Genomic DNA, 24357 nt, shown 5'->3' on the forward strand with positions numbered 1-24357 from the left:
TAGGCAATGAGTTGGCGCAACTTAAATACGTTATTTATGAAAGAATTAGCTCAATTTCTACCTCTATTATGTATTTAACTACTTTTAGTATTTCTTATTAAATCGACTTCGGGAACTATCGCTCGAACGCACATAATATTGTTTTTTTTAACATGGGGGCTAGATTTTTTGTTGTTCTATAATAGGATTAAATTATTGCGTCTAATTAATATGGACGCAATAAAATCTTATGTAATTGATAATTTTTAATTATCGGTTAATTTTCCAAATTTATAGATAATATAATCGCTCATTCGAGATGCTAACATTTGGTGTACCTCTTGGCTTGGATGAACTTCATCATGAAATACATGCCGATGTGCAGGATCAAAAGCTTTACTCGTGCCAAAGATATCCACATAACCGACACTATTTGCTGTGTGAGTGTCATAACCTACCTTATCAGCTTTATCTAGTAATTCAGTAAATTGATTATCGAAATCGAAAAACTGGATATTTACTCCTTCGGCCTTATATCGCTCCGCGAGTTCTGCTATTTTTTGGCTTAGGCTAGCATTATGTTCACTGGCGAGAGCACTATTACTGGTGCGATATGCTTCGTCTTGTTTTTGGGCATAGGCTGTCTTCGTGAAGTCTGGAATCCCTGTAACTAAGATGTTTTTTATTTTTTTATTTCCCACTAATTTAGTGATTTGTTTCTCGTAACAGTGTACCACTTTTTGAGTGTCTTTCTTATCGAACGTCATATAATCGTTGCTGCCCAGAGCGAGTATGACTAAGTCATCAGATTTAAAATCATGTTTTTTAATTTGACGTTCCATGTTGGAAATAAACCAGAAGGTGGGATTTAACTTGGAATATTTAGCTGCTACAGCACCACCTTCGGCATAATTTACCAGTTCTTTATTCAAATAGGCAGGTGAAGATATAAAATCTGGCCATACGAAACCATTGGTAAAACGTCCAGCGTGATATTGTTTAGAGGAAAGCATTATTCCCAAGGTTTTTGATTTCATTCGGCCTTCTGAATCCGATAGACTATCTCCTATCACGACCAAACGTTTAATATGATTCAGTGATGCGTGATCATGAGGGGTTAATATATTAGAAAGCCTTTGTTGACGCTCTTGGTGATCATTTACTGCGACTTCAAATAAACGGTGGCTGAAGTCTGTCATCTGAGTGGGTCCATCAATCGTATCCTGTGTCGATACAGGTCCCTTCACCACACTATTATGGTGCTGATACTTTAGTCGTGAGTGTGGAGATTGGGATGATGCTAATAGTGGCCGAACATGTTTTATTGAGATTGTAGGATTGCGGTGTTGGGTGTTCGTATTAAGTGGTACGAATATTGTTCCTTGAACTATGCGAAATGGCATAGGGATATTTCCTATTGGTTATCTGTCGGTTTTATGACTATCAGACTTATTAGACAGATGTACACCATAAAAATAATGAAATACTCTGATGATTATTGAATTAGAGCTTGAGGTCTGTATCTATATGGTTTCTAGACGATCATACTGTATTGGCTTGAAAATATTTTTCTATCCAAGAGGGCTTATTACTTAAATCACTCTCCAGTGACCCCATTCCTACCTTGTTTCCTGTGCTAAGGGCATAGCTAGCCTTATGACTTGTTCATCACTTTTAAACCTGACTGTTGTAATCCCGCAGACTCAATTTCGGGCTGATGGACTGTTTATAACAATTTACCGATATAGCTCACCTTTACATGGTGAGTATTTTAAAGGTGAGGTAGCGGCATTAGCCATTTATAGTCACCACCTATGCATTGTATTTACTAATTTTTATTTTTTTCAAACGTGTTTTCTGTGGCTAAAGTTTAAGTCTATCAATCCTGCTTAGTGAAGGAGGAGTGATAATATTTATTCATGTTTATTCACGTTAGTTCTCTTAAATAGTTTTTGATAATTAAAATTGATGAAATATTATATTTTTTCATTAAGGAAATATACTGATATCGAATATGCTCATTTTTTAACTCAGTGGAAAACTTGACATGCGCATGAATATATTTAGTAAAGCTAACTCTTATGACTTATTGACGCCGAATTTAAAAAATAGCGATAATGCGTCACCGATTCAATTGGTTTCTGTTCGTCCGTTGACTGAACAAGAGAAGAAAAATTTAACAAAAAATAAAACTTATTCTAACTTTATTAAAAATAACAAATCAATCAAGTCTGCAACCGTACTGACTAAAATTAAATCTTTATTTGATAATAGCTCTGGTAAGAACAAAATGTTAAGTAAGCGAGGCTTAACTATTGAAGTTAAAAAAGGTTCAACTGAAGAAGCAAGTGCTCAATGGAAAAATGACCCGCTACGAAATCACTTCAAGTCTGCAGACTTATCGTTACACAGCCTATTATCGGACAAGCAAACTGTTCTTAAAGGTCAATTGTCACCCTTAATCGGTAAGGGGATTATTGGTTGTCATAAAAAATACGAATACTTGCCTTTTCCTATTACTCATATTCAAAATGATAAGGATGGTAAACATGTATCTTCGGATACTCTTGAAAGTAAAGCTGGGTTAGGATATTACACTGGCGAGCATATCGCACCGGAAGAAATAATTCCAGGGAGCCCAATTGGGCAGTATTTTCATCAAGCATTATTTGATAAAAACTTGCACATTCTCGCTATTGATAATGGCAATAAAGGTACTTTTGGTATCTCATTTGATTTAAATCAAGTCAAAGAGGGCCAGCCTATTTTAGTTCATTGTAGGAGTTTGTCGGGTTGCTCAGTTGTGTTTGCCACTAAATCGAATAAGTTATTTGCTTTCCATGCTGGTCAACGCCCAAATGAAAAAGAACATTGGATTACAGCCGAGAAAGGTGCGGAATCGATTGCACAAAGTGCTGATTTTTTAGCTAATGGCACATCAAATACGTTATCATGCACTAATAACCAAGAGTTAGTAAGTTATTTATCAAACCATTTTGACCAATCTGCTTTTATTTATTGTGGTCACGGAGAGTCAGTCATGAGCCAACCCAATGTAAACTGCTTTGATTATAATATGGGACCACAGCGAGATGAACCCCGTGTAGGAAATGCCATGGCTTTAGTTAGTAAAAATAAAGGTAAAATCAGTGTGAATGTATTAGGAGATGATCTTGGTATAGATAGCGGTAGCTTTGAAACACGATCATTGCAACATTCGATGTTCGCATTATTTACTGACAAATAGTTTTCTCGTTAATTGGCTAATTTTGCTCTATTATATTAACTAATTAAGCAGCTAATCAGTTGGAAAAAACTATTAGCTGCTGAAAATGTTATTAAGAAAATTGTTAATTTTTTAAAAAGTCATTTATTAGGTTAAATTATAACTAGCGGTCGTTGGTTTTTTCTTTGAACTATAAAGTTTCTGAAAGCTCACGGCTAAATTGCGTGGCTATACGTATCTACAGTTTACGCTACACTCGGCGCTTCCCATCTGTCCCATGCTTTTTAATTTTCCACTCGCCTTCTCCATCGATTTTCAAGTCCGTCGAGTGGATAGCAAAGTGTTCAATGGTGCTTCTTGTCTTGGTTTTGAAGGCGATATTTACGCTTTTTGCTCGCTTGATGATATAGGTGTAATGAGAGCAAGATAGTTGGATGTCGCCTAGTTTAAGCACTGAATTGATAAGGCCTTGCAGGGCTCGCAACGGCATAGAGAAAACATGTTTAACCATCCGGTGGTAATAGCTAAGGTCACTAAACAAGCGGGGACGCCTTTATTGCAATGCTCAGTTTTCGTTTTCCACATTGCGATAGCCTCTTCATCAATCCAGAAGGTAAGCAAACCACGGTTTATCAAGGCTTGGTTATAGCGTTTCCAGTGAGTGGTTTTGTCGTGAGGTTTTGGCACGATTGATAGTGAAGAAAGTGGATTATGCTGATCAGATCAGCAGGCAGTGTTTTAGTTCAATCGATTTAGGAAACAAAGCTCTTTTATAGCTCAAGCTGACCAGCAATAACCGCCAGCTTAATGATGGGCAATACAGCTATTGTATTTATTGGATTGATATTGATAGAAAACAGTAATGTATCAGTCGATCGAAGCTGAAATGGTTACTAAATTGGTATCAGTAAAAGAGGTGATTTAAAAGCCATTATGCACAGAGATGATTTAGTGAGTTAACTTTAGCGTCCAGTCTGAGTATCATCAGTCTAATATATTATCCCGCATCAATTGTGGTCGTTTAATCCAACGATTGAGTAATGAGTATGAAAGCGCATTTGATCACCCGACAGGGTTGGCAAACTTTAGATAAAGAATTGAAGTATTTGTGGAAGGAATATCGGCCGCAAATCACCCTTAAAGTCCAAGAGGCCGCGGCGCAGGGAGACCGAAGTGAAAACGCGGATTACACCTACAACAAGCGTTTGTTAAGACAAATTGATGGCCGAGTCAGATACTTAGTTAAGCGGCTTGAAGAGTTAAAAATCGTCGATTACTCGCCGCAGCAGGAAGGCAAAATATTCTTTGGCGCTTGGTTTGAGCTTGAAAATGAAGCAGGTGATCGAGTGCGTTATCGGATCGTCGGTAAAGATGAGCTCGATACAAAATTAGGCTATATCACCATCGACTCGCCCATGGCGCGTGCCTTAATCGGCAAGCAAGTGGATGATGAGGTGCTAGTGCAAACGCCATCGGGTCCAAAAGAGTGGTATATCAATCAGATCCGTTATACCCCTTTTGAAACTACTCTCGCCAGCGAGGCGAATTAACCACAGAGTTGCCGCTGTTAAAATAGCGGCGGTAGTCACGGGATTGCGGGAAAGATCAAACTCTCTGATTTGACCTAGGCTTTAGCATGAAACATACGGGGCGCCTGTGGTATCTTTGGCGCAATAACGACTTACTTTACAGTTAGGCACGACACTTTATTTATGCAAACTAATGCACATAACATCGCTCTGATTATCGCTCAAGAACTGAATGTTCGTGAGCAACAAGTTGCCGCAACCATCACTCTGCTCGACGATGGTGCGACAGTTCCCTTCGTTGCCCGCTACCGTAAAGAAGCCACGGGCGGTTTAGACGATACACAACTGCGTACCTTGTACACGCGTTTAGGTTACCTGCGTGAGCTGAACGACAGACGCCAAGTGATCCTGTCTAGCATCCAAGCTCAGGGTAAGTTAACGCCAGAATTACAATGGGCGATTGACGAGGCAGACAGTAAGACACGTCTCGAAGATTTATACCTGCCCTTCAAACCTAAGCGTCGTACTAAGGGCCAAATCGCTATTGAGGCTGGGCTTGAGCCATTAGCCGATGCATTACTGGCTGATCGTAGCGTAGATGTCGAGACTACAGCGGCAGGCTATATCAATAGCGAAGCGGGTTTTGCCGATGTTAAAGCTGTGCTCGAGGGCGCGCGTTATATTCTGATGGAGCGCTACGCCGAAGACGCTGAATTACTGCGTAAAGTGCGTGAGCATTTAAGCCAAAACAGTGTGTTAGAAAGCCGTTTAATTGCAGGAAAAGAGAAAGAAGGCGCGAAGTTCCGCGATTATTTTGAGCATACAGAACAGTTAGCTAAGATCCCATCACACCGTGCACTGGCTATGCTGCGTGGGCGTAATGAAGGTTTCTTAACCTTATCTATGAATGCCGATCCAGCCGCTGAAGCGGGCCAAGGTAGTTACTGCGAAGTGATTATCTGTGATCATTTAGGGCTGAAATTAGGTGATAGCAGCGTTGATCAATGGTTGAAAACTGTGGTGACGGCGACATGGCGTATTAAGATTGCCCTGCAGATGGAAACTGAGTTTATTTCGCAAATGCGCGAACGCGCTGAAGCCGAAGCGATTAAAGTTTTCGCCCGTAATCTAGGTGATTTATTGATGGCCGCTCCTGCGGGCGCGAAAGCCACCATGGGACTCGATCCTGGTTTACGTACCGGTGTTAAAGTCGCTGTGGTCGATAACACAGGTAAGTTGTTGTGCCATGCGACTATTTTCCCACACGCACCGCAAAATCTGTGGGAAAAGTCGATCCGTACTTTGGCTAACTTAGTCAAAATGCATAAGGTTGAGCTGATTGCGATTGGTAACGGCACTGCATCACGGGAAACTGACAAGCTGGCCGCTGAGCTGATTGCCGAAGTGAAAGATACCCATCCACATTTGACCAAAGTGATGGTCAGTGAGGCGGGTGCGTCTGTGTATTCTGCATCGGAATTGGCGGCGTTGGAGTTTCCTGATCTTGATGTGTCGATTCGTGGCGCTGTGTCTATCGCCCGCCGCTTGCAAGATCCATTAGCCGAGTTGGTGAAGATTGAGCCTAAGTCTATCGGTGTCGGTCAATATCAACACGATGTGAGTCAAAGCCAATTATCGGGTTCGCTGGAAGCCGTGGTGGAAGATTGTGTAAACGGCGTGGGTGTAGATCTCAACATGGCCTCAGTGCCGTTATTGTCACAAGTGGCTGGTTTAAATAAGACGTTAGCGAAAAATGTGGTCGATTATCGCGATGCCAATGGTCAGTTTAAGAATCGTAAAGAGCTGCTGAAAGTACCGCGTTTAGGGCCTAAAGCCTACGAGCAAGCGGCGGGCTTTTTGCGTATTCGAGAAGGGGACAATCCACTCGATGCCTCGTCTGTGCATCCAGAGGCTTATTCGCTAGTGGAAACTATCGCTAAGACTAAGCAAGTGGAGTTGGCGAGCCTGATGGGTAACTCTGATTTGCTGCGCAGCATCAAGGCTGAAGAGTTTATTACGGCGGAATTTGGCTTGCCGACGGTGACGGATATTTTAGCAGAACTGGATAAGCCAGGACGCGATCCCCGCGGTGAGTTCAAAACCGCCAAGTTTAAAGATGGTGTTGAAGAACTTAAACATCTGAAACCTGAAATGGTACTCGAAGGCGTAGTGACCAACGTGACTAATTTTGGTGCCTTCGTTGATATTGGCGTACATCAAGATGGACTCGTGCATATCTCTTCTCTAACCGACAAGTTCATCAGCGACCCGCACACTGTGGTGAAAGCGGGAGATGTGGTGAAAGTCAAAGTGATGGAAGTTGACGTTGAGCGCCGCCGCATCGGTTTGAGCATGCGTTTGGATGAAGCTATCGACCAAAGCAAGCCGCAGCAAAGACCGCACAATCCTGCCAGAACTAATCATGGTAAAACACCGCAGTCAGCGAAACCGGCTGCGCGTCCTGCGCAAAAGCAAGCACCTAAAGCGCCAGCAAACGCGGCCATGGGCAATGCCTTTGCTGATGCCTTCGCTAAGCTGAAAAAGTAGACGCTGTAATGTTAATACTCGGACATACGTCATGTCCGAGTCGACTTTTTAACCTGTTACTCACAAAATTGTTGCATAAATGTCGTCTTAGGGAATATAAAGTCGGCATTTAATGCAACGTTAAGCAAAATCGGTTGTCATAGCACAGCTTATTCACCGATTTTTCAAATTGACACTCCAAAGCAGAGTGGCTCTTTTTACACGTTTTGGGGTAACACATGCAATCTGGTTTATCACCTCGCGGGCGAAACAATGCCCATGGGCCTTTTCGCGCCATCTTTATCTTTTCGTTATTAGTGCTTTTCATTGCCACCGCGAGCCGTATCGCTTTAGGGCTGTGGCAAGCCGATCGCGTGGCCGCTGTTGATGGTTGGTCGCATCTCTTAATTCAAGGTTTACGCGTCGATATCGCTACCCTGTGCTGGTTATGGGGTATTGCTGCCTTAGGAACCGCATTATTTTCAGGTGATCATTTTATTGGCCGTCTGTGGCAGCCGATTTTACGGGTGTGGTTAACCGTCGGTCTGTGGATAATGCTGTTTTTAGAAGCATCGACCCCCGCTTTTATTGAAGAATACGGTTTTCGTCCGAATCGTTTGTATGTGGAATATCTGATCTACCCGAAAGAAGTGCTTTCTATGCTGTGGGCGGGTCGTAAGCTTGAGCTTATTTTCTCAATATTATTAACCATAGGTACACTCTGGGGCGGTTGGGTTCTCAGCGGTAAACTGACGAAAAACCTGCGCTTTCCACGCTGGTATTGGCGTCCAGTATTAGCGTTAATCGTTATCGCAATTACGATATTAGGTGCCCGTTCAACCTTGGGTCATCGTCCGCTTAACCCCGCTCTGGTGGCCTTTGCTGACGATCCATTAGTGAACTCTTTAGTTATTAATTCTGCTTATTCCTTGGTGTTTGCCATCAAGCAGATGGATAGTGAAGAAGATGCTTCTAAAGTGTATGGCAAGCTAGATAACGCGGAGGTTATTGCAACGATTAGGCAGGAAAGTGGTCGCCCTGAAAGTGCCTTTACTTCAACGGATATCCCATCACTGAGCTTTAACCAAGCCAGTTATACTGGTAAGCCAAAGAACTTAGTGATCCTATTGCAAGAGAGCTTAGGCGCACGTTTTGTCGGCAGTTTAGGTGGGTTACCCCTGACACCGAATATCGATGCCTTGTCTAAAGAAGGTTGGTATTTCGATAATTTGTACGCTACTGGTACACGATCTGTACGCGGAATCGAAGCCGTGACAACAGGTTTTACGCCAACGCCAGCTCGCGCTGTGGTGAAGCTAGGTAAGAGCCAAGTTGGCTTTTTCAGTATTGCTGAATTACTTAAAAATCATGGTTATACAACGCAGTTTATTTATGGTGGTGAGAGCCATTTCGACAATATGCGTAGCTTCTTCTTGGGCAACGGCTTTAGTGACATCATAGATCAGAAAGATTACAAATCTCCAGCCTTTGTGGGCTCGTGGGGCGCGTCAGACGAAGATTTAATGCGCAAGGCGAACAGTGAGTTTGAGCGTCTGCATAGCGAAGGTAAGCCTTTCTTTAGTTTAGTGTTTAGTTCGAGCAACCATGATCCATTTGAATTCCCAGATGATCGTATCGAACTTTATGAACAACCTAAGCAAACTCGCAACAATGCGGCGAAATATGCTGACTATGCGGTTGGTGAGTTTTTCAAATTGGCGAAAAACGCAGACTATTGGAAAGATACGATTTTTATCGTGGTTGCCGACCATGACAGTCGAGTGGGTGGTGCGGATCTGGTGCCAGTATCGCGTTTCCGTATTCCGGGATTAATTCTTGGGGATAATGTTGCGCCAAAACGCGATCATCGTATCGTGAGTCAAATTGACTTGCCGCCGACTTTGTTATCCTTGATTGGAATATCTGACTCTTACCCTATGCTGGGCCGTGACTTAACTCAGGTCAGCGATGATTGGCCAGGGCGTGCTCTGATGCAATACGATAAAAACTTTGCGCTGATGGAAGGTAAAGATGTGGTCATTCTGCAACCAGAGAAAGAGGCACAGGGTTTCGAATATAATGAAAAAAACGAGCAGTTAACGCCTCATCCCCCCGCTGCTGCCGCGCTAGAGAAGAAAGCCTTAAGTTGGGCATTGTGGGGCAGTTTAGCCTACCAGCAAGAGCTGTATCGTTTGCCTAAATAAGCGTTAAACAGAATGGAAAATGCCGCTATTTTTAGCGGCATTTTTGTTTATCATTCCTGCTAATTTTGTGCGCAAACGGATTCATACGATTGGAATAGGTTAAATCCACGTCGACATAATAGATTCTTGCTCTGGCTGAGTCTGTTGTTGATAGAACTGACTAATGCGTTGCCCAAGTTGTTGATAAAATTGACTCGATTCGCCTTGAAGCGATTGCCTTGCTGTACTGCTGGTATTCGCTTTGGCGTTACTGCTGGCATAATTTGCCGCACCTTGACTGACCTTTAAGCGTATATCCTTACGTTGCAGCGCCGCTTGGCCTCTTGCAGCAATTTTTAGCGTTTTAGGTAAAACACGCTCGGCCACTACAAGGGGCGCTTTTTTCTCTTGCTGTTGTTGGTTCTGTTGCTGTGAGGATTGCTGTTGCTGCTGTTTTTCTTGAACTTGCTGTTGATTATGCTCGAGCGTTTTTGCCTGTTGTTGAGCTTGATCCGCAGTGCGTTCATTCTGTGGATTAAAGGCGCGTTCTTCGTGACCTTTAGTTGCCGCTTGTGGTGGGATGACCACAGGTTTCAGTTGGTTGTCGACCCGAGCCGAGTCCGTCGCGACATTACTGGTCGCTAGCGGGACTTGGGGGTAGTTACTGACAACTAACATGGGAAATTCCTTGGCACATTAATGGTTAAATACTAGTCATTAATCGCTCAAAGATAAAGCGTTAACGTGTCTGTAACGTTAACCAAGGCATAAATACCTGCAAAAACTCCTGCTGATGGGAAATAAAGGGCGCGTGAGAGGCTTTGGCGAGCATCACATCCTCACTTTGAGCTGTGATGGGCATTTTAGGTGGTACGCGTTTGGGCACTAGCCCGTCGAGTCGGCCCCAGATCCTTAGCCAAGGTTGTTGCAACTCTATCAGTTGCTGCCTTAAGTCGACGTCGGTTAGCATATTTAGGCCTTGAGTTAAGGCTCTGGTATTGGGTAAAGGACGTGCGAGGACAAGATCGCGCAGTTGTTTGATATCTTCCTTGGCGGTTTCGCTACCCATGGCTTGAATCGCCAGAAATCTCTCTATAGTTTTAGGTAAATTTTGGCCGAGTTGTTCTCTAAATTGATTAAGGACTTGGGGCGGAATGCCCGGCCATGCTTCGTCTTCCCTTGCCATAAAGCAAGGGGATGAGGCAATAGTAATCAAGCCTTTGATTTTTTGTGGATAACTTAACGCTGCCTGAGTCGCAACGAGCCCACCGAGTGACCAGCCGGCCCAAATAGCGTGTTCAGGCAATGCAGCGACTAAGGTATCTACCCAGGTTGATAGGCCACCTTCAACCATTTGGCTATGGCCGAAGCCCGGCAAGTCTACATAGTGCACCCTATACTGAGACAGTGACTCATGTAATGGCGTAAACACAGCGCTATTCACTCCCCAACCGTGAAGCATCACCAGATCTGGCCCTTGGCCGCTGATTTCAATATGCAAATTTGCTTGGTTTGTGGATGTCACTTTGCTCACTTGAGTGCCTCAAAAATGGATTAGGTGAATGTATGCCGCACTTTGTCAAAAGGATTTGGCCGCAATCTGCTTTGCGGATAATGCGTTTAGGCTATCAACTCGGCACAAGGTGGTTGGCGGGCAGTTTACCTAACCGTTGCCTGCTGTGCCACCAATCCATATCACTTCCCGAGACTGGCATTTGTGCCGTTTGTCTTCAATCTGGCTTATATCATGGGTCTATTTGCTTAGGTTGCGGTAAGTCGATGCAAATAGAAGTCGATTATTGCGGTGAATGCCAAAAGCGCCAGCCACGTAAAGTCATTGCACCTTGTAGTTATCATCAAGGTTTGGGGGCTTGGGTTGGTGCGATTAAATATCAAGGTCAACTTGCCGCTTTGCCAGTGCTGTGTCGCGCCTTAGTGGCACGACTTAAGGTATTAGAACAGCAAGGATTAATCTCGCTGCCTCAAGCGATAGTGCCAGTTCCATTGCATCCAAAACGCTTACACCAACGGGGATTTAATCAGGCGTGGTTAATTGCCCATGAGTTATCACAGCTCTTGCAACTGCCGTTAGTGAGCGAAGGGTTAACGCGCCAGCAAGACACTCGACCGCAGGCGGGGCTTTCGGGGGCACAGCGACGACGCAACTTACATGATGCCTTTATGTTAGCGGATGATTTTGCGTTCCAACGTGTTGCATTGGTGGATGATGTGGTCACCACTGGCACTACAGTCTCTGAAATTGCTCGCTTATTCGAAGCGCGTTATGTGCATGTTCAAGTATGGTGTTTGGCAAGGGCTGAAGCGCCAGGCTTGTTGGATGATATTTAAAAACGGTTAAAAGCATTGCTCCATTATATCTTTGTGTATGTCAAAATTATGTCAAAAATACTGAGTAAAAATGAATAAGTTTTAATTTTGCGACAAGATGTAAGTATCTGTATCAATGGGTTTTGTTTATTTTTTGTATTGAGATACCTTCCTATATTATTTCGTTTGGAGGGTATTTATGGACGCTAAACTGGCGCGATCAAATGCAGATACGGCATCAACGCTGAAGGACGTTATTCAGGCGATAAACTACTCTTTAAAGCTACATGGTTTTTGTGGCTTCTGGTTTCAAGGAGTTCCACATTGTGCGTATGAAAATTATCACTTTCCAAAAGATACCAATCTGTTCTCTCCTACGGCACTAAGAAAACCTATCGCCAGCATAGCTTCTTCCCCTGTTATGGCTGAATTACAGCGTTTTTATTTAAATCAGATAGCCTCCCATGATTTCAATTTTGGTTTTTCATTGGATACTTCAAAATCTTATATGTATAGATTCACGAGTGAAAAAAATGATAAGACCAGCCTATTGTTTAGTAAGCATAATATTCAAAGTGTTTTGAGCTGGCCCATCTCATGCCACTCTAATCGTCATTGGGTAGGCCGGTTTATACTACTTAGCCATCTTAGTGCTTCGGAGGTGGTGTTAGAGGGATTGGCAGACACTTTAAAGGAAGCTCAAAACAAGCTTTTTGAATGTAATAAACAATTGTTCAATCCATTTCTACAAAGCTCTCTGCTTAAAGATAATGCGAGAGATATCCTACTTATGGTCGCAAACGGTCTTCAAAACGACGAAATTTCAACTCAGCTCCCGATAAGTGTCAGAGGAGTTGAATATCATATGGAATCCATGCGTAAGAAATTTGGGGCTACAAATAGAGCAAATTTAATCCATTTAGCCCATCAATATGAGTTGATCTAAATATGTTGATATTACTGGTTGAAGATAATCGACTTCTTTCTAACAACATCATTCAATATCTTGAATTGAGTGGTATAGAGTGTGATTACGCTTTCAACCTAGCACAAGCGGATATGCTCATTAGTCAGCAGCAGTTCGACGCTATTATTCTCGATCTAAATTTGCCGGATGGTGATGGGATTGAAGCGTGTGAGCGCTGGAAAGCACAGTGCATTACCTCACCAGTAATCATGTTAACTGCACGTAGTAGTCTGAATGATCGCTTGAGTGGTTTTGCTGTGGGCGCGGACGATTATTTAGTAAAACCCTTTGCAATGGAGGAACTGGTCGCGCGATTGAAGGTGGTTGCTCAGCGTCGTCCCGCACCCCAAAGGTTGACTATTGGCGACCTAGAAATCGATTTTGCAAACCACATGGTGTATCGGCAAGGGCAACAGCTGGCTTTGTCTAAAACCGGATGGCAGATCTTGGCTTTATTAGCTAGGCGTAGTCCAGAAACGGTGAGTAGAGAAGAGATTGAGCGAATGCTTTGGCCCGACAGCGTACCTGATAGTGACAGCTTGCGCAGCCATATTCATCTTTTACGTCGAGTGATCGATCGCCCCTTTGAACGGCAAATATTACATACGATTCGTGGCGTTGGTTTAAGCCTTAGAGATGATATCAATGCAAGCGCCTAAACTTAGCCTCAAGCGTAGCTATCAAGTGTGGGGAGTTATTTTTCTATTAATAACCTTAGGCGTGAATAGTTTTATCCCGCTTTGCATGATGTGTGCAGGTATGATTTCTATGCATGAGGTCACAATGCACAATGCAGGGCAAGCGGCCGAAGCATTACTGAAGATGGCGGAGCCAACTCAGCAATCATTACTTCATCAACCACTTCTAAAAACCGATAACTTAACTGTCTATCCTCATTGGCTAGATATTCCGCTGCAAATTCGTGAGTTAAGTCACAATGAAGTCTTAACTGATGCGAGCAAAATTCTCTATGAACATGCAGAAGGCCCCATTGTTAACGCGTTAAGTGTGTACTACACCCAAACTGGCCAGCCGCTATACGTTTGGCTGCAGTTTAGTGTTACCCATGATTTGCAATTCGCCCCTAAAAATATGACGGCGATCTTGCTGCTTGTCTTGATAACCTTTTGTGCCAGTGCAAGTTTAGCGTTTTATATGCAAAGTAAAGTGATTACGCCTGTTCATCAAATTAGTCATGCGATTAAACAACATGATTGGGAAGGAGGAGGAAAACTGAGTTTACCAGAACAAGAATATGCTGAATTAAAGGCAATTGTTGATGCTTTAGATAACTCGATTTTACAACTTCAGGAGGCTCAGCAGCGAGAACTCAATTTTTTACGTTTTGCTAGTCATGAGTTACGTACGCCAGTCGCCATATGCCAATCTTCATTCGAAATCCTCGCATTACAACAAGGTGAGCTTAAGGGGGCAACCCTGTATGCTTCCCAGGCGACCAATCAAATGAAGTCACTCATTGAAACCCTACTATGGTTAACTAATAAAGAGTGTTCAAACCTAGAAAAGGAAAACGTAGCATTATCGCCTTTACTTGCCAGTATTATCGAGGAGCAGCAACGGGTACATGGTTATGAGCAAAAAATTCAATTATTGTGTGACGATACTTGCTTGCCAGTTCAGCTTCATCCGCTAAAAATAATATTAAGCAATTTATTAAGGAATAGTATTGAGCATGGTGGGATGGATATTAGCATTACTCAAGATGCTTGTTGTATAGCAATAACCAATTCCTACAATAGTAAGGGCCGCCATGGATTTGGTTTAGGGCTTTTATTGGTGAAACGTCTCGCGAATCAACTGGGTTGGATTTTTACTAGCTCATCTGCAAATAATTTATTTACTGCTAGGCTGGTAATATCTAATAACTAAAGAATGAGAACTATAGATTTACTGCATTAAACCACACACTTTTAAAATGCAAAAGCGCCGTTGGGCTTAGATCACATAGTCATCATGCTATTCGTAGTAACTTTATTATATAAAGTTTACTGGTCGATAAGTATTTTAAAATACTTCCTAGAATACATGGTTGAGAGGGACTCTATGTGTAAAAAAAGTGTGGCATCTATTTTAGTCAGTGCAATTATTTTTAGTGGTTCAGTATATGCTGATGTGAATAAAACGAGCGTGGATTTAGGTTATAAGTTTTATACCAGTGACGCAAAAAAAGATAACCCAGGTGTTTTTAATCAACCTTTTGTAAAGTTGAATCATTTAGGAATTGCTGATTGGGGTACTTACTTTGCTAATCTTAAGCTCGAAAACCCTGCTGAAATCGCGGAAAATCAGAAGAATCTTGATGGTAAAACTACCATTAAGTCATTATTGATACTTGAAAATAAGCTGGGAGAGTCGCAGTTCAACTTCTGGACTCAGAACTTTATCTCTGCGAGTGAAACGTTAGTTGAAGATAATCTTTACTTAGGTATTACTCATAATGCAAAAATTCAAAATTTATCACTAAACTATGGTGTCGGTTTAAATTATACCATTGGTAGCTTTTCCCCCACATCAGAGAAGTTTAATGATCTGTCAGGTTATGCCGTGGTTTTAAATGCAAAGTACCCATTTGAGTTGCTAGGGTTAAAACATAGTTTAAGTTTGAATTATGAAGCGCAAATTAATAGGGATGAAGCGCATCAAATATTATTTTCATATGACAGCTATGGCCATCAGATAATTACAACATTACAAACAAGCCTCACAGATTCAATATTTTCAAAGTTATATATCACCCATTATGATAGCTGGGGTTCGCAATATAATGATGGGATTGAATACGGTATATCTGTTGGTTATCAGTTTTAACGGTTTATCAAATAGGTTGAAATTTTGATAAGTAGAATCTCATTTAATTTGGTGCTGTTCTAAATTTTATCAAAAATAATAAGGGAATTGTAATGCATTATAAAAAATCCATTATTGGTATTGCTGCCACGGCAACAGCAATTATTGTCGGCTGTCAAGTTACCCATCAAATAGTAAAAAGCCAGGGAACCGCTCAAGGCAAGCATGGCGAAGTGCAGGTCGAAACCACATTCAAAGACGGACACATTGTGGCGATTGATGTACTAAAGCAAAAGGAAAATAAGGTCCTTGCTGGTGCCGTATTTAAAGATGTTAAACAGGCGATTATTGATAATAACTCTATCGAGGTTGACGGTATTGCAGGCGCAACCGTAACGTCTAAAGCGCTTAAAGAAGCCGTGGGTAAAAGTATTGAAGCCGCAGGTGTTACGTTAGTTGCTGTCGCTTCAGCTAAAAAAAATGAAGCATTAACGCCAGCAGAATATACCTATGATGTGGTGATTATTGGCTCGGGTGGTGCAGGTTTCAGTGCTGGTTTAGAGGCTATGGCCGCAGGCCGCTCCGCCGTTATTATTGAAAAAATGCCAATTATTGGTGGTAACTCATTGATCTCGGGTGCTGAGATGAATGTTGCTGGTAGTTGGGTACAAAAAAATATGGGTGTTACCGATAGCAAAGACCTGTTTATTAGCGACACGCTAAAAGGCGGCGATTTCAAAGGTGACCCTGAAATGGTTAAAACCATGGTCGATAATGCGGTTGATGCTGCTGAGTGGTTAAGGGATTACGTCAAAGTAGAATTTTACCCAGATCAATTATTTCAGTTTGGTGGACACAGCGTGAAACGTGCGCTTATCCCTAAAGGTCATACCGGAGCAGAGGTGATCAGCAAGTTTTCTATTAAAGCTGAAGAAGTAGGCTTACCAATTCATACCAATACTAAGGCTGAAAAGTTAATTCAAGATCAAACGGGCCGAATTGTGGGTGTAGAAGCGATTCATAATGGCAAAACGGTAACCTACTATGCAAAACGCGGTGTTGTGATTGCCACGGGGGGCTTCTCGTCTAACATGGAAATGCGTAAAAAATATAACCCAGAGTTAGATGAACGTTATGGCAGCACTGGTCATTCAGGTGGTACTGGTGACGGTATTGTGATGGCAGAAAAAATACATGCAGCAGCTAAAAATATGGGATATATCCAGTCATATCCTATTTGTAGCCCAACCTCGGGTGCGATTGCCTTGATTGCAGACTCTCGCTTCTTTGGTGCGGTGTTAATCAACCAGAAGGGTGAGCGCTTTGTTGAGGAATTGGAACGCCGAGATGTGATTTCACAGGCCATTCTAGCCCAACCAGACCGTTATACTTATGTGCTCTGGAACCAAGCTATTGAAGATGTTGCCCATACTGTTGAAATGCATCAAGGTGAACTGAAGGAATTCACAAAAGACGGGCTAATGTATAAGGTCGACACCTTAGAAGAAGCCGCTAAAGTCTTTAATATTCCTGAAGATAAGCTGTTATCAACGATTAAAGACGTGAATAGTTATGCCGCAACAGGAAAGGATGAAGCCTTTAATCATCGCTCAGGATTGGTTGATTTAAGTAAAGGACCTTATTGGATTTTAAAGGCGACACCTTCTGTGCACCATACTATGGGTGGACTAGCGGTTGATATACGTACTCGTGTACTTGATGAACAAGGAAAGGTGATTCCGGGCTTGTTTGCTGCGGGTGAAGTGACTGGTTTAACCCATGGAACCAATCGACTCGGTGGTAATGCTTACACTGATATCATTGTCTTTGGTCGTATCGCGGGACAAGAAGCGGCTAAATAGTTTGTATTTTATGTCTGGCTTAAAGCGACCCAATTGGGTCGCTTTTGTTTGTAAATGATGCAGTTCACTCGCGTACAACACATTCGTTTAAAGCTTGTTTATGATGAATAAATCGTGATCGCTATGGCAAAAATCCATAAACTTGCTATCCAAAGGACTACAAAGCGAAGGTGAGTCGGAGTATCATACGGCTAATTCTTACTAAAACACTCAGGTATCCCCTGACGGAGCAGGTTTTCATGATTACCATTTCCGATGCGGCTCAAGCCCATTTTGTTAAGTTGTTAGCAGATCAACCTGAAGGCACTCATATTCGCGTATTTGTGATCAGTCCTGGTACCTCGCAAGCCGAGTGTGGTGTGTCTTATTGTCCACCGGATGCAGTGGAAAGTGATGATATTGAAATCGAGTTCACTGGCTTCAATGCTATGGTCGATGAGAAGAGTGCACCTTTCCTTGAAGATGCCACTATCGATTTTGTGACTGACCAATTAGGTTCACAACTCACGCTCAAAGCACCTAACGCAAAAATGCGTAAAGTGTCAGGTGATGCACCTTTAGTCGAGCGTATCGAATACGTGATCCAATCTGAAATCAACCCTCAGTTAGCTGGCCATGGTGGTAATATCATGCTGGTTGAAATTACCAAAGAAGGCGTAGCCGTACTGCAGTTCGGCGGTGGATGTAATGGTTGTTCTCAAGTTGATATCACCCTGAAGGATGGTATCGAAAAACAATTGTTAGACATGTTCCCAGGTGAGTTGACTGGCGTACGTGACGTGACAGATCACCAACACGGTGAACATTCTTACGCTTAATCTTGTTTGTTAAGCTGAATGAAAAACGCGACCTTAGAGTCGCGTTTTTTATATTTGGCTTCCGCTTTAAGTGCTGTTGTTAAGTTATAACTTAGGGTTAAGATTGTCAGCTAAGAACTTATCTAAGGCTTTAAACGTCGCGAGTCTGTTGTCGTTATTGCTCAGGTAATGATCACCATTTTCCAACTCAATATACTCCACTGGTTTATTCAGTGATTTGAGCTCGTCATACATTTCTCGGCTATGTTGAACCTTAACGACTCTGTCCTTATCGCCATGTAGCAGTAATACTGGGATGTTAATTTTATCTGCTTTACTGATAGGTGAGCGCTCATAGAGGGCATCGAGATCATCTCCTATTTGCTCTTTAACCACTTCATAGTTGGTATGTCTGCGGCTTGATTTTACTAGGTAGGCCACATCGGTCACACCAGCCACACTGATGGCGCAACGGTAAAGATCGGGAGTCATAGCTGCCCCCATTAAGGCCGCGTAACCACCATAACTCGCACCGGCAATACAAATGCGTTTGGGATCGCTAATCCCTTGAGCAATTAGGTAACGAGTCCCGTCTTCAACATCGTTTTGCATTTCGAGTCCCCAGCTTTTTAGGCCAGCCTTCATAAACTCATAGCCGTAACCTGCCGACCCCCTGAAATTCATTCGAAATACCGCATAACCCCGATTAGCGAAAAACTGTGCCCAGTAGTCAAAGCCGTTACTGTCGTAACTGATCGGGCCGCCATGGGGGAAAATAATCGTCGGTAGCTGTTTAGCTTCGAGTCCCTTTGGTACTGTTAGGTAAGCATCGATTTTGAGCTTATCCCTTGCTTCGTAAGTTAGATGTTGGGTGTTGGCGAGTAGCTCACTATTGAGCTTGCCGTATCTGTTCGCGATGGGATATAACGTTTTTTCGTCCCTATCGCCGAAATAATAAGTGCCAGGCTCGGTCGAGCTGGTGGAATACACTATGTAGCGGCGTTCATCTGCACTGAATTGAGTAATATAGTTGTGAGCATCGGGTAATACAGCCTTAAGACCATTTTGTAGTCCGACATATTCTGTTTCCCAGAAGGTGTATTCCTCGCCGTCGCCTTCACTGATACCAATGACTTTTTTCTTTAATTGCGAGTAGAGTAAATCCCCTTCGACGTCAGTTGCTTCATTGGCGTAAACCAACTCTTTTGTAAGATTAGGGTCGGTCAGGTTCACTTTAAAAATGGCTTCGAAACCTTGGTGATAGGCGCGAACGTAGAGGATATTAGGGTCTGCATCAAAACCTAATGGCCAAACCGTGTCCTCAGAGAAGGCTTTAAAGGTCCAAAGCAAGCGTGAATCACTCTTTTGCTCGGCCTGTTCATAAATACGGTACTCAGTATCATCGTTGTAGATAGAAATTCGGACTTTGTGCTGCCTGTCGGTAATCCAACTTATAATCTTCTTTTTAGCATTTTGGGTGTAACTGGATTTCCCCTGCGCTAAATTGACTTTCAGAACGCTGTCTTCGCCTACGTTTTCGCCCATTCCGTCTAATGACAGTAAAATATTATCGGGATCATCTGGCATAAGATCGATAATTTGCCCCTGATGTTGCGGGATCCAATTAAGACGGTCTAAGACGCTGCGCGGAAGGACACTCGAGGTCTTTTTCGTGGTCAAATCATACTTAACAAGGCGGGTTTCGGTTGTAGGTGTACCGTAACGGTTAGCCGGAAACTTAGCACTGATCAGTAAGATATTATCGTTTGCCCACTGTAGAGACAGGATGACAAATTTTTGATTATCCGTGTGCAGCGGAATGCTTTTTTCGCCTGTTTCTATATCTTGGATACTAACGACAGTACCTTTGAGTTTGGCTTGATCGACCCGTACAACAGAAGCGATTTTTTTGCCATTAGGCGAGAGCTGCACAGAGCTAACATCTGGGATGCTTGCAAAGGCTTCAACGGGTAATTGTGGCGCAGTGTTGGCAACCGTATAGTTACATAGCCACAGCAATAGCAGCGGTAAAATCCTTTTCATTATCGATTCACATCTTCGTTACAATTGTAAAATCAACATAATAATGATTTTGAGATTAGTAAACTACTGTCTTTACAGATTTATTTATGTAAAAAGGCCTGACTGAAATAATAATGCCCTGCGAGCGTTAGGCTTCTGACGATCATAAAGACACTCATCGCGGCCCAGAGGGCATGGTTGCCTTGCTCTGGTAGTAATAGCTGTTGCAGTAAATACCATGTTGGGAAAAACGCGCCAAAGGTGGCGAGTATCATGCTATTGCGCATCACTTTTCCTTTAGCGGCACCTATGTAAACACCATCGAATAAATACGAGCTAAAGGACCATAAAGGCAAGAATATTAACCAGATAAGATAGGTTTGCGCAGTGGCTCTGACCTCATTAATACTGGTCAATAACGCGATAATATTACTGCCAAAAAGACTAAATACAGCGCAGAATCCTAGTGCCGTTATGGCCGACCAGCACCAAGCTAAGATCACAGCTTCCCTTAATTGTTCTGCCTGTTTTTGCCCATAGGCTCGACCGACTTCTGCCTCGGCATAATAGGCTATACCATCTAGAGCGTAGGAGATTAATAGCAGTAAATTCAATAACACGGCATTGGCCGCAACGGTATTATCACCTAGACCTGCACCATGGAATGTCATAAAGGCAAAAGCTGCCTGCAAGCAGAGGCTACGGACAAAAATATCTGTGTTGAGCCTCAGTAATTTGCCATAACCAGTCAGGGTGACATGGGGGAATAGGTGGGATAAGTGAAACTCTGGTGCACGCTTGAGTTGTTGTAACACCATAGTGAGTGCGACTGAGAAAGCGGTGATATCGGCAAATACTGAGGCGAGGGCAGCGCCTTTAACGCTCCAACCCAAACCGAGGACAAACACCACATCGAGGATAATATTGGCAAGGTTGGCTAAAATCAGCTGCCACATGGCGGCTTTAGGTTGTTGTCGCCCTAAGAGCCAACCTAACATCACTAAATTGAGCAGGGCGAAGGGCGTTGACCAAATCCGTACCTGAAAATACTCGCGGCAATAACGTTCGACCTCGCTACTCGCTTCGGATAATCCTAACGCTAAATTCAATATCGGGACTTGCAGTGCGATAACGCCTGCGCCCAATAACATCGCTAGCATAGCGCCTTGGACTAAGAGTTTGTGCTGGGCGTGAAGATCGTCAGCACCAAAGGCTTGCGCGACTAAACCTGTCGTCGCCATACGCAAAAATCCCAATAACCAAATGATTAATGTGATAATCGTTGACCCGACAGCGACTCCCCCTAAATAATAGGCCTCACTCAGATGACCTATAACAGCCGTATCGACTAAGCCCAACAGCGGGATAGTGATATTGGAGAGTATCATCGGCAGGGCGAGCGCTAGTAACTGGCGATTTTTCGCGCCGTTGAGCATGAGGTCGAGCCAAGTTGATTTAGCAGTATTCATTAATTTCAGAGGTGTTCACATTATGGTTAAACGTGTGCTGTTGGCACTCATAGGGCTAATGACGTTTTCTGCCCATGCCGTGGTCATTCTGCAATATCACCATGTGTCAGAAACCACTCCGGCGGCAACCAGCGTTACGCCCGCGCAATTTCGTGAGCAAATGCAGTTTCTCGTCGATGACGGCTTTAAGGTGATCCCGCTTTCTAAAGTGGTTGAAGCGATCAAGCAAAAACAAGATTTACCCGCTAAAACAATCGCAATTACCTTCGATGATGGTTATCGCAGTATAGCGACTACGGCGCATCCTATCCTAAAGGAATTTGGATTCCCCTACACCTTGTTTGTGGCAATTGAGCCGATTAAACAAAAGTTTACCGAGATGATGACTTGGGATGAACTCATCACATTATCCAAGGAAGGCGCCGATATTGCTAATCACAGTTGGGCGCACGAACATTTGATCCGCGCCTTAGAAAACGAATCACAGGCGCAGTGGTTAGCGCGGATAAAAGCCAATATCTTAGATACAGAAAAAGCGATTGCAGATGCCACAGGGCACAATTTTAAAATGTTGGCGTATCCCTACGGTGAGTACAATCAAGCGTTGCAGGATATGTTAACTGAGAACGGCTTTGTCGCTTTTGGGCAACAGTCCGGTGCCGCGGGGCCCTATTCGCCATTAACGGCACTGCCGCGTTTCCCCGTTGCTGGACAATATGCTGACCTAAAAAGCCTTAAGGCAAAGTTATACAGCTTAAATATGCCTGTGATTGCACAAACCCCAAGTGATCCTGAGTTAAAGGGTGGTCATTGGCGTCCAGAGCTTAAAGTGACCCTCGATATGAGTGATATCTCTGCTAAGCAGGTGATGTGTTACATCCAAGGTCAAGGCTCAAAACAGCCGACTTGGCTCAATGAAAACGAGTTTAGTGTTCAAGCGGATTTAGCCTTGCCCGCGGGGCGCTCGCGTTATAACTGCACAGCGCCGAGTAAGGCGCGTAATGGCTACTATTGGTTTTCTCAGCCTTGGGTGAGGCCAAAGGACGATGGCTCTTGGGTTAAAGAGTGATCAGCGGCTAGGTTTGTATTGCGCCACTATTTTTTCAAAATCGCTAATTAATTTATCATTTAATACCTGCGGCGGTTTGCCTAACGCTGCCGTAGGTTTAAATACCGCAACTCGCGTTCCCTGCGGCGACACCAATACATAACCCGCACTATGGTCGACTTGGTAATTCTCTCCTTCACCCACCATGGCATAAGTGAGTCCTAAGCTGCGGGTGAGGGGAAATATCTGCGTTTGTTCACCCGTTACAGCTTTAAACTCTGGATTGAAAAAATTTACATAGGTTAAGAGTTTATCCTGTGTATCTCGTTTGGGGTCGACGGATAGAAACACCACTTGCAATGGCGCTATTTTGTTTAGATCAGGATAAGCCGCCGCAAGTTTATTTAAGGTCGTAGGGCAAATGTCGGGACAAAAGGTAAAACCGATAAAAAATAAGCTCCATTTTCCCTGCAAACTGGCATTGGTAAAAGCTTGCTTGTGTTGATCAACCAATTCAAAGGGCGCTAATTCATAGGCCTGTGGAAACAGAAAACCGCTCTCTAACTCGATAGGTTTTGGGGGATTAAATTTCACCGCAAATAGGCCGCCAAGACCGAACAACAAAATGGCGATGACTAAAATTCTTTTCTGCATTATTCGCTCCATAAATACAGGTTAGCGCGACAAACTCGTTCCATACACTAGTTCCACAAATAGTGGTCTAGCAGTAATGCCATAAATAACAACATTAAATGGTAGATAGAGAAGCGGAACACTTGCATCGCTAAGCCATCATGATCCCGATATTTAAGTTGCCATGCTTTATAGATAAATCCCGTACTGAGTAAGCTCGAGCTGACGAAATACACTGGCCCACACATACCAACCAGCACAGGTAACAGGCAAGCAATCGCCAGCAATACTGTGTAGAGCAAGATGCAGGTTTTCGTAAATTCGACACCGTGGGTGACTGGTAGCATGGGAATATCTACTTTGGCATATTCGGCGCGTCTGTGAATGGCCAGTGCCCAAAAATGTGGCGGCGTCCACGTAAAAATGATGATCACTAGCAATAACGCATGGCCGTGAAATTCGTTCGTCACTGCCGTCCATCCCAGCAAGGGTGGCATAGCTCCCGCAAGGCCACCGATCACAATATTTTGTGATGTTGCGCGCTTCAAATAGGCAGTATAAACCAAGGCATAGCCAATCAGGCTGGCAAAGGTCAGCCAAGCTGTGAGCGGATTGACTAAGGAATATAAGACGATAAAGCCAAAACTACCTAAGCTAGCGGCGAAAATTAACGCGCGTGTGGCCGAAATACGCCCTTTGGGTAGCGGGCGATTGTAGGTGCGCGCCATTAAGCCATCAATACGGCGATCGATCAGATGATTCAACGCCGCCGCTGAACCCGCCATCATAGCAATACCCAGCATACCGGCGATTAAAGGTTGAACGGGGACCGCATGGGGCACAGCAAGACACATGCCGACTAAGACAGTGAGCAGCATGAGTGCGACTACTTTAGGTTTGGTCATTTCAAAATAGGCGCGCCATGTTACGCTGAAAGTGGGCAGGCTACTGGTGATTGAGAGTGGTTTTGCCATCTTGGA

Annotated in this window: 19 protein-coding genes and 1 pseudogene; 12 read left to right on the top strand and 8 right to left on the bottom strand. The window is 43.4% G+C overall.

Going from position 1 to position 24357, the window contains the following annotated elements; all coding sequences use genetic code 11:
- Positions 1-245: 245 nt before the first annotated feature.
- Entirely contained in the window at positions 246-1178 is a 933-nt protein-coding gene (locus KO537_RS16180) for an SGNH/GDSL hydrolase family protein (protein WP_251071131.1), read from the bottom strand.
- Positions 1179-2026: 848 nt separating this feature from the next.
- On the opposite strand from KO537_RS16180, the gene KO537_RS16185 reads away from it, so the two are divergent.
- Complete coding sequence (locus KO537_RS16185) at positions 2027-3226, top strand: cytotoxic necrotizing factor Rho-activating domain-containing protein (protein ID WP_173248247.1); 1200 nt, start codon at positions 2027-2029, stop codon at positions 3224-3226.
- Positions 3227-3458: 232 nt separating this feature from the next.
- On the opposite strand, the pseudogene KO537_RS16190 reads toward KO537_RS16185, so the two are convergent.
- Positions 3459-3892: pseudogene (locus tag KO537_RS16190) on the bottom strand (transposase); the annotation flags it as partial.
- A gap of 359 nt (positions 3893-4251) precedes the next feature.
- Between KO537_RS16190 and greB the strand changes: the two are divergent.
- From greB to KO537_RS16205, 3 genes are all read left to right on the top strand, one after another.
- Positions 4252-4755, top strand: coding sequence for a transcription elongation factor GreB (greB, locus tag KO537_RS16195; protein ID WP_105250662.1), 504 nt, complete (start codon positions 4252-4254; stop codon positions 4753-4755).
- 162 nt (positions 4756-4917) lie between these two features.
- Positions 4918-7281 carry a Tex family protein gene (locus KO537_RS16200; RefSeq protein WP_173248245.1) on the top strand — a complete coding sequence of 788 codons (2364 nt, stop codon included), beginning with the start codon at positions 4918-4920 and terminating at the stop codon, positions 7279-7281.
- A gap of 218 nt (positions 7282-7499) precedes the next feature.
- Positions 7500-9464, top strand: a complete 1965-nt coding sequence (locus KO537_RS16205) for an LTA synthase family protein (RefSeq protein ID WP_219234906.1) — start codon at positions 7500-7502, stop codon at positions 9462-9464.
- Between the two features lie 99 nt (positions 9465-9563).
- On the opposite strand, the gene KO537_RS16210 is transcribed toward KO537_RS16205, so the two are convergent.
- Together KO537_RS16210 and bioH are read right to left on the bottom strand one after the other, a co-directional pair.
- Positions 9564-10121, bottom strand: coding sequence for a hypothetical protein (locus KO537_RS16210; RefSeq protein WP_173248241.1), 558 nt, complete (start codon positions 10119-10121; stop codon positions 9564-9566).
- Positions 10122-10182: 61 nt separating this feature from the next.
- Positions 10183-10977, bottom strand: coding sequence for a pimeloyl-ACP methyl ester esterase BioH (gene bioH / locus KO537_RS16215; protein WP_173248240.1), 795 nt, complete (start codon positions 10975-10977; stop codon positions 10183-10185).
- Positions 10978-11009: 32 nt separating this feature from the next.
- On the opposite strand from bioH, the gene KO537_RS16220 reads away from it, so the two are divergent.
- The 7 genes from KO537_RS16220 (at position 11010) to nfuA (ending at position 18226) form a co-directional block, all read left to right on the top strand.
- Entirely contained in the window at positions 11010-11792 is a 783-nt protein-coding gene (locus tag KO537_RS16220) for a ComF family protein (RefSeq protein WP_173497962.1), read from the top strand.
- Positions 11793-11970: 178 nt separating this feature from the next.
- Positions 11971-12717, top strand: a complete 747-nt coding sequence (locus KO537_RS16225) for a helix-turn-helix transcriptional regulator (RefSeq protein WP_219234907.1) — start codon at positions 11971-11973, stop codon at positions 12715-12717.
- A gap of 2 nt (positions 12718-12719) precedes the next feature.
- On the top strand, positions 12720-13397 hold the full coding sequence (locus KO537_RS16230; protein ID WP_113940244.1) for a response regulator transcription factor: 678 nt from the start codon (positions 12720-12722) through the stop codon (positions 13395-13397).
- Positions 13384-14628, top strand: coding sequence for a HAMP domain-containing sensor histidine kinase (locus KO537_RS16235; RefSeq protein ID WP_219234909.1), 1245 nt, complete (start codon positions 13384-13386; stop codon positions 14626-14628). The genes KO537_RS16230 and KO537_RS16235 overlap by 14 nt, the downstream gene beginning before the upstream one ends.
- A gap of 174 nt (positions 14629-14802) precedes the next feature.
- Positions 14803-15567: an outer membrane protein OmpK gene (locus KO537_RS16240; protein ID WP_219234911.1), complete on the top strand. Its 765-nt coding sequence runs from the start codon at positions 14803-14805 to the stop codon at positions 15565-15567.
- Positions 15568-15659: 92 nt separating this feature from the next.
- Positions 15660-17408 carry a urocanate reductase gene (gene urdA / locus KO537_RS16245; protein ID WP_219234913.1) on the top strand — a complete coding sequence of 583 codons (1749 nt, stop codon included), beginning with the start codon at positions 15660-15662 and terminating at the stop codon, positions 17406-17408.
- Positions 17409-17647: 239 nt separating this feature from the next.
- On the top strand, positions 17648-18226 hold the full coding sequence (gene nfuA, locus KO537_RS16250; protein ID WP_006079591.1) for a Fe-S biogenesis protein NfuA: 579 nt from the start codon (positions 17648-17650) through the stop codon (positions 18224-18226).
- Between the two features lie 84 nt (positions 18227-18310).
- On the opposite strand, the gene KO537_RS16255 is transcribed toward nfuA, so the two are convergent.
- Together KO537_RS16255 and KO537_RS16260 are read right to left on the bottom strand one after the other, a co-directional pair.
- Positions 18311-20248 (bottom strand): S9 family peptidase, encoded by a 1938-nt coding sequence (locus KO537_RS16255; RefSeq protein WP_219234915.1) that lies wholly within the window; start codon positions 20246-20248, stop codon positions 18311-18313.
- Between the two features lie 80 nt (positions 20249-20328).
- On the bottom strand, positions 20329-21696 hold the full coding sequence (locus KO537_RS16260; RefSeq protein ID WP_219234917.1) for an MATE family efflux transporter: 1368 nt from the start codon (positions 21694-21696) through the stop codon (positions 20329-20331).
- A gap of 22 nt (positions 21697-21718) precedes the next feature.
- Here KO537_RS16260 and KO537_RS16265 point away from each other — a divergent pair, with 22 nt between their 5' ends.
- Complete coding sequence (locus tag KO537_RS16265) at positions 21719-22765, top strand: polysaccharide deacetylase family protein (protein WP_168827212.1); 1047 nt, start codon at positions 21719-21721, stop codon at positions 22763-22765.
- Here the strand turns inward: KO537_RS16265 and KO537_RS16270 are convergent, their stop codons facing one another.
- Entirely contained in the window at positions 22766-23398 is a 633-nt protein-coding gene (locus KO537_RS16270; protein WP_173497969.1) for an SCO family protein, read from the bottom strand.
- 47 nt (positions 23399-23445) lie between these two features.
- Positions 23446-24351 (bottom strand): heme o synthase, encoded by a 906-nt coding sequence (gene cyoE, locus KO537_RS16275; RefSeq protein ID WP_173248226.1) that lies wholly within the window; start codon positions 24349-24351, stop codon positions 23446-23448.
- Between the last annotated feature and the right edge of the window lie 6 nt (positions 24352-24357).

Source organism: Shewanella sp. NKUCC01_JLK (assembly GCF_019345615.1).
In the GTDB taxonomy this organism is placed as follows: Bacteria; Pseudomonadota; Gammaproteobacteria; order Enterobacterales; family Shewanellaceae; genus Shewanella; species Shewanella oncorhynchi.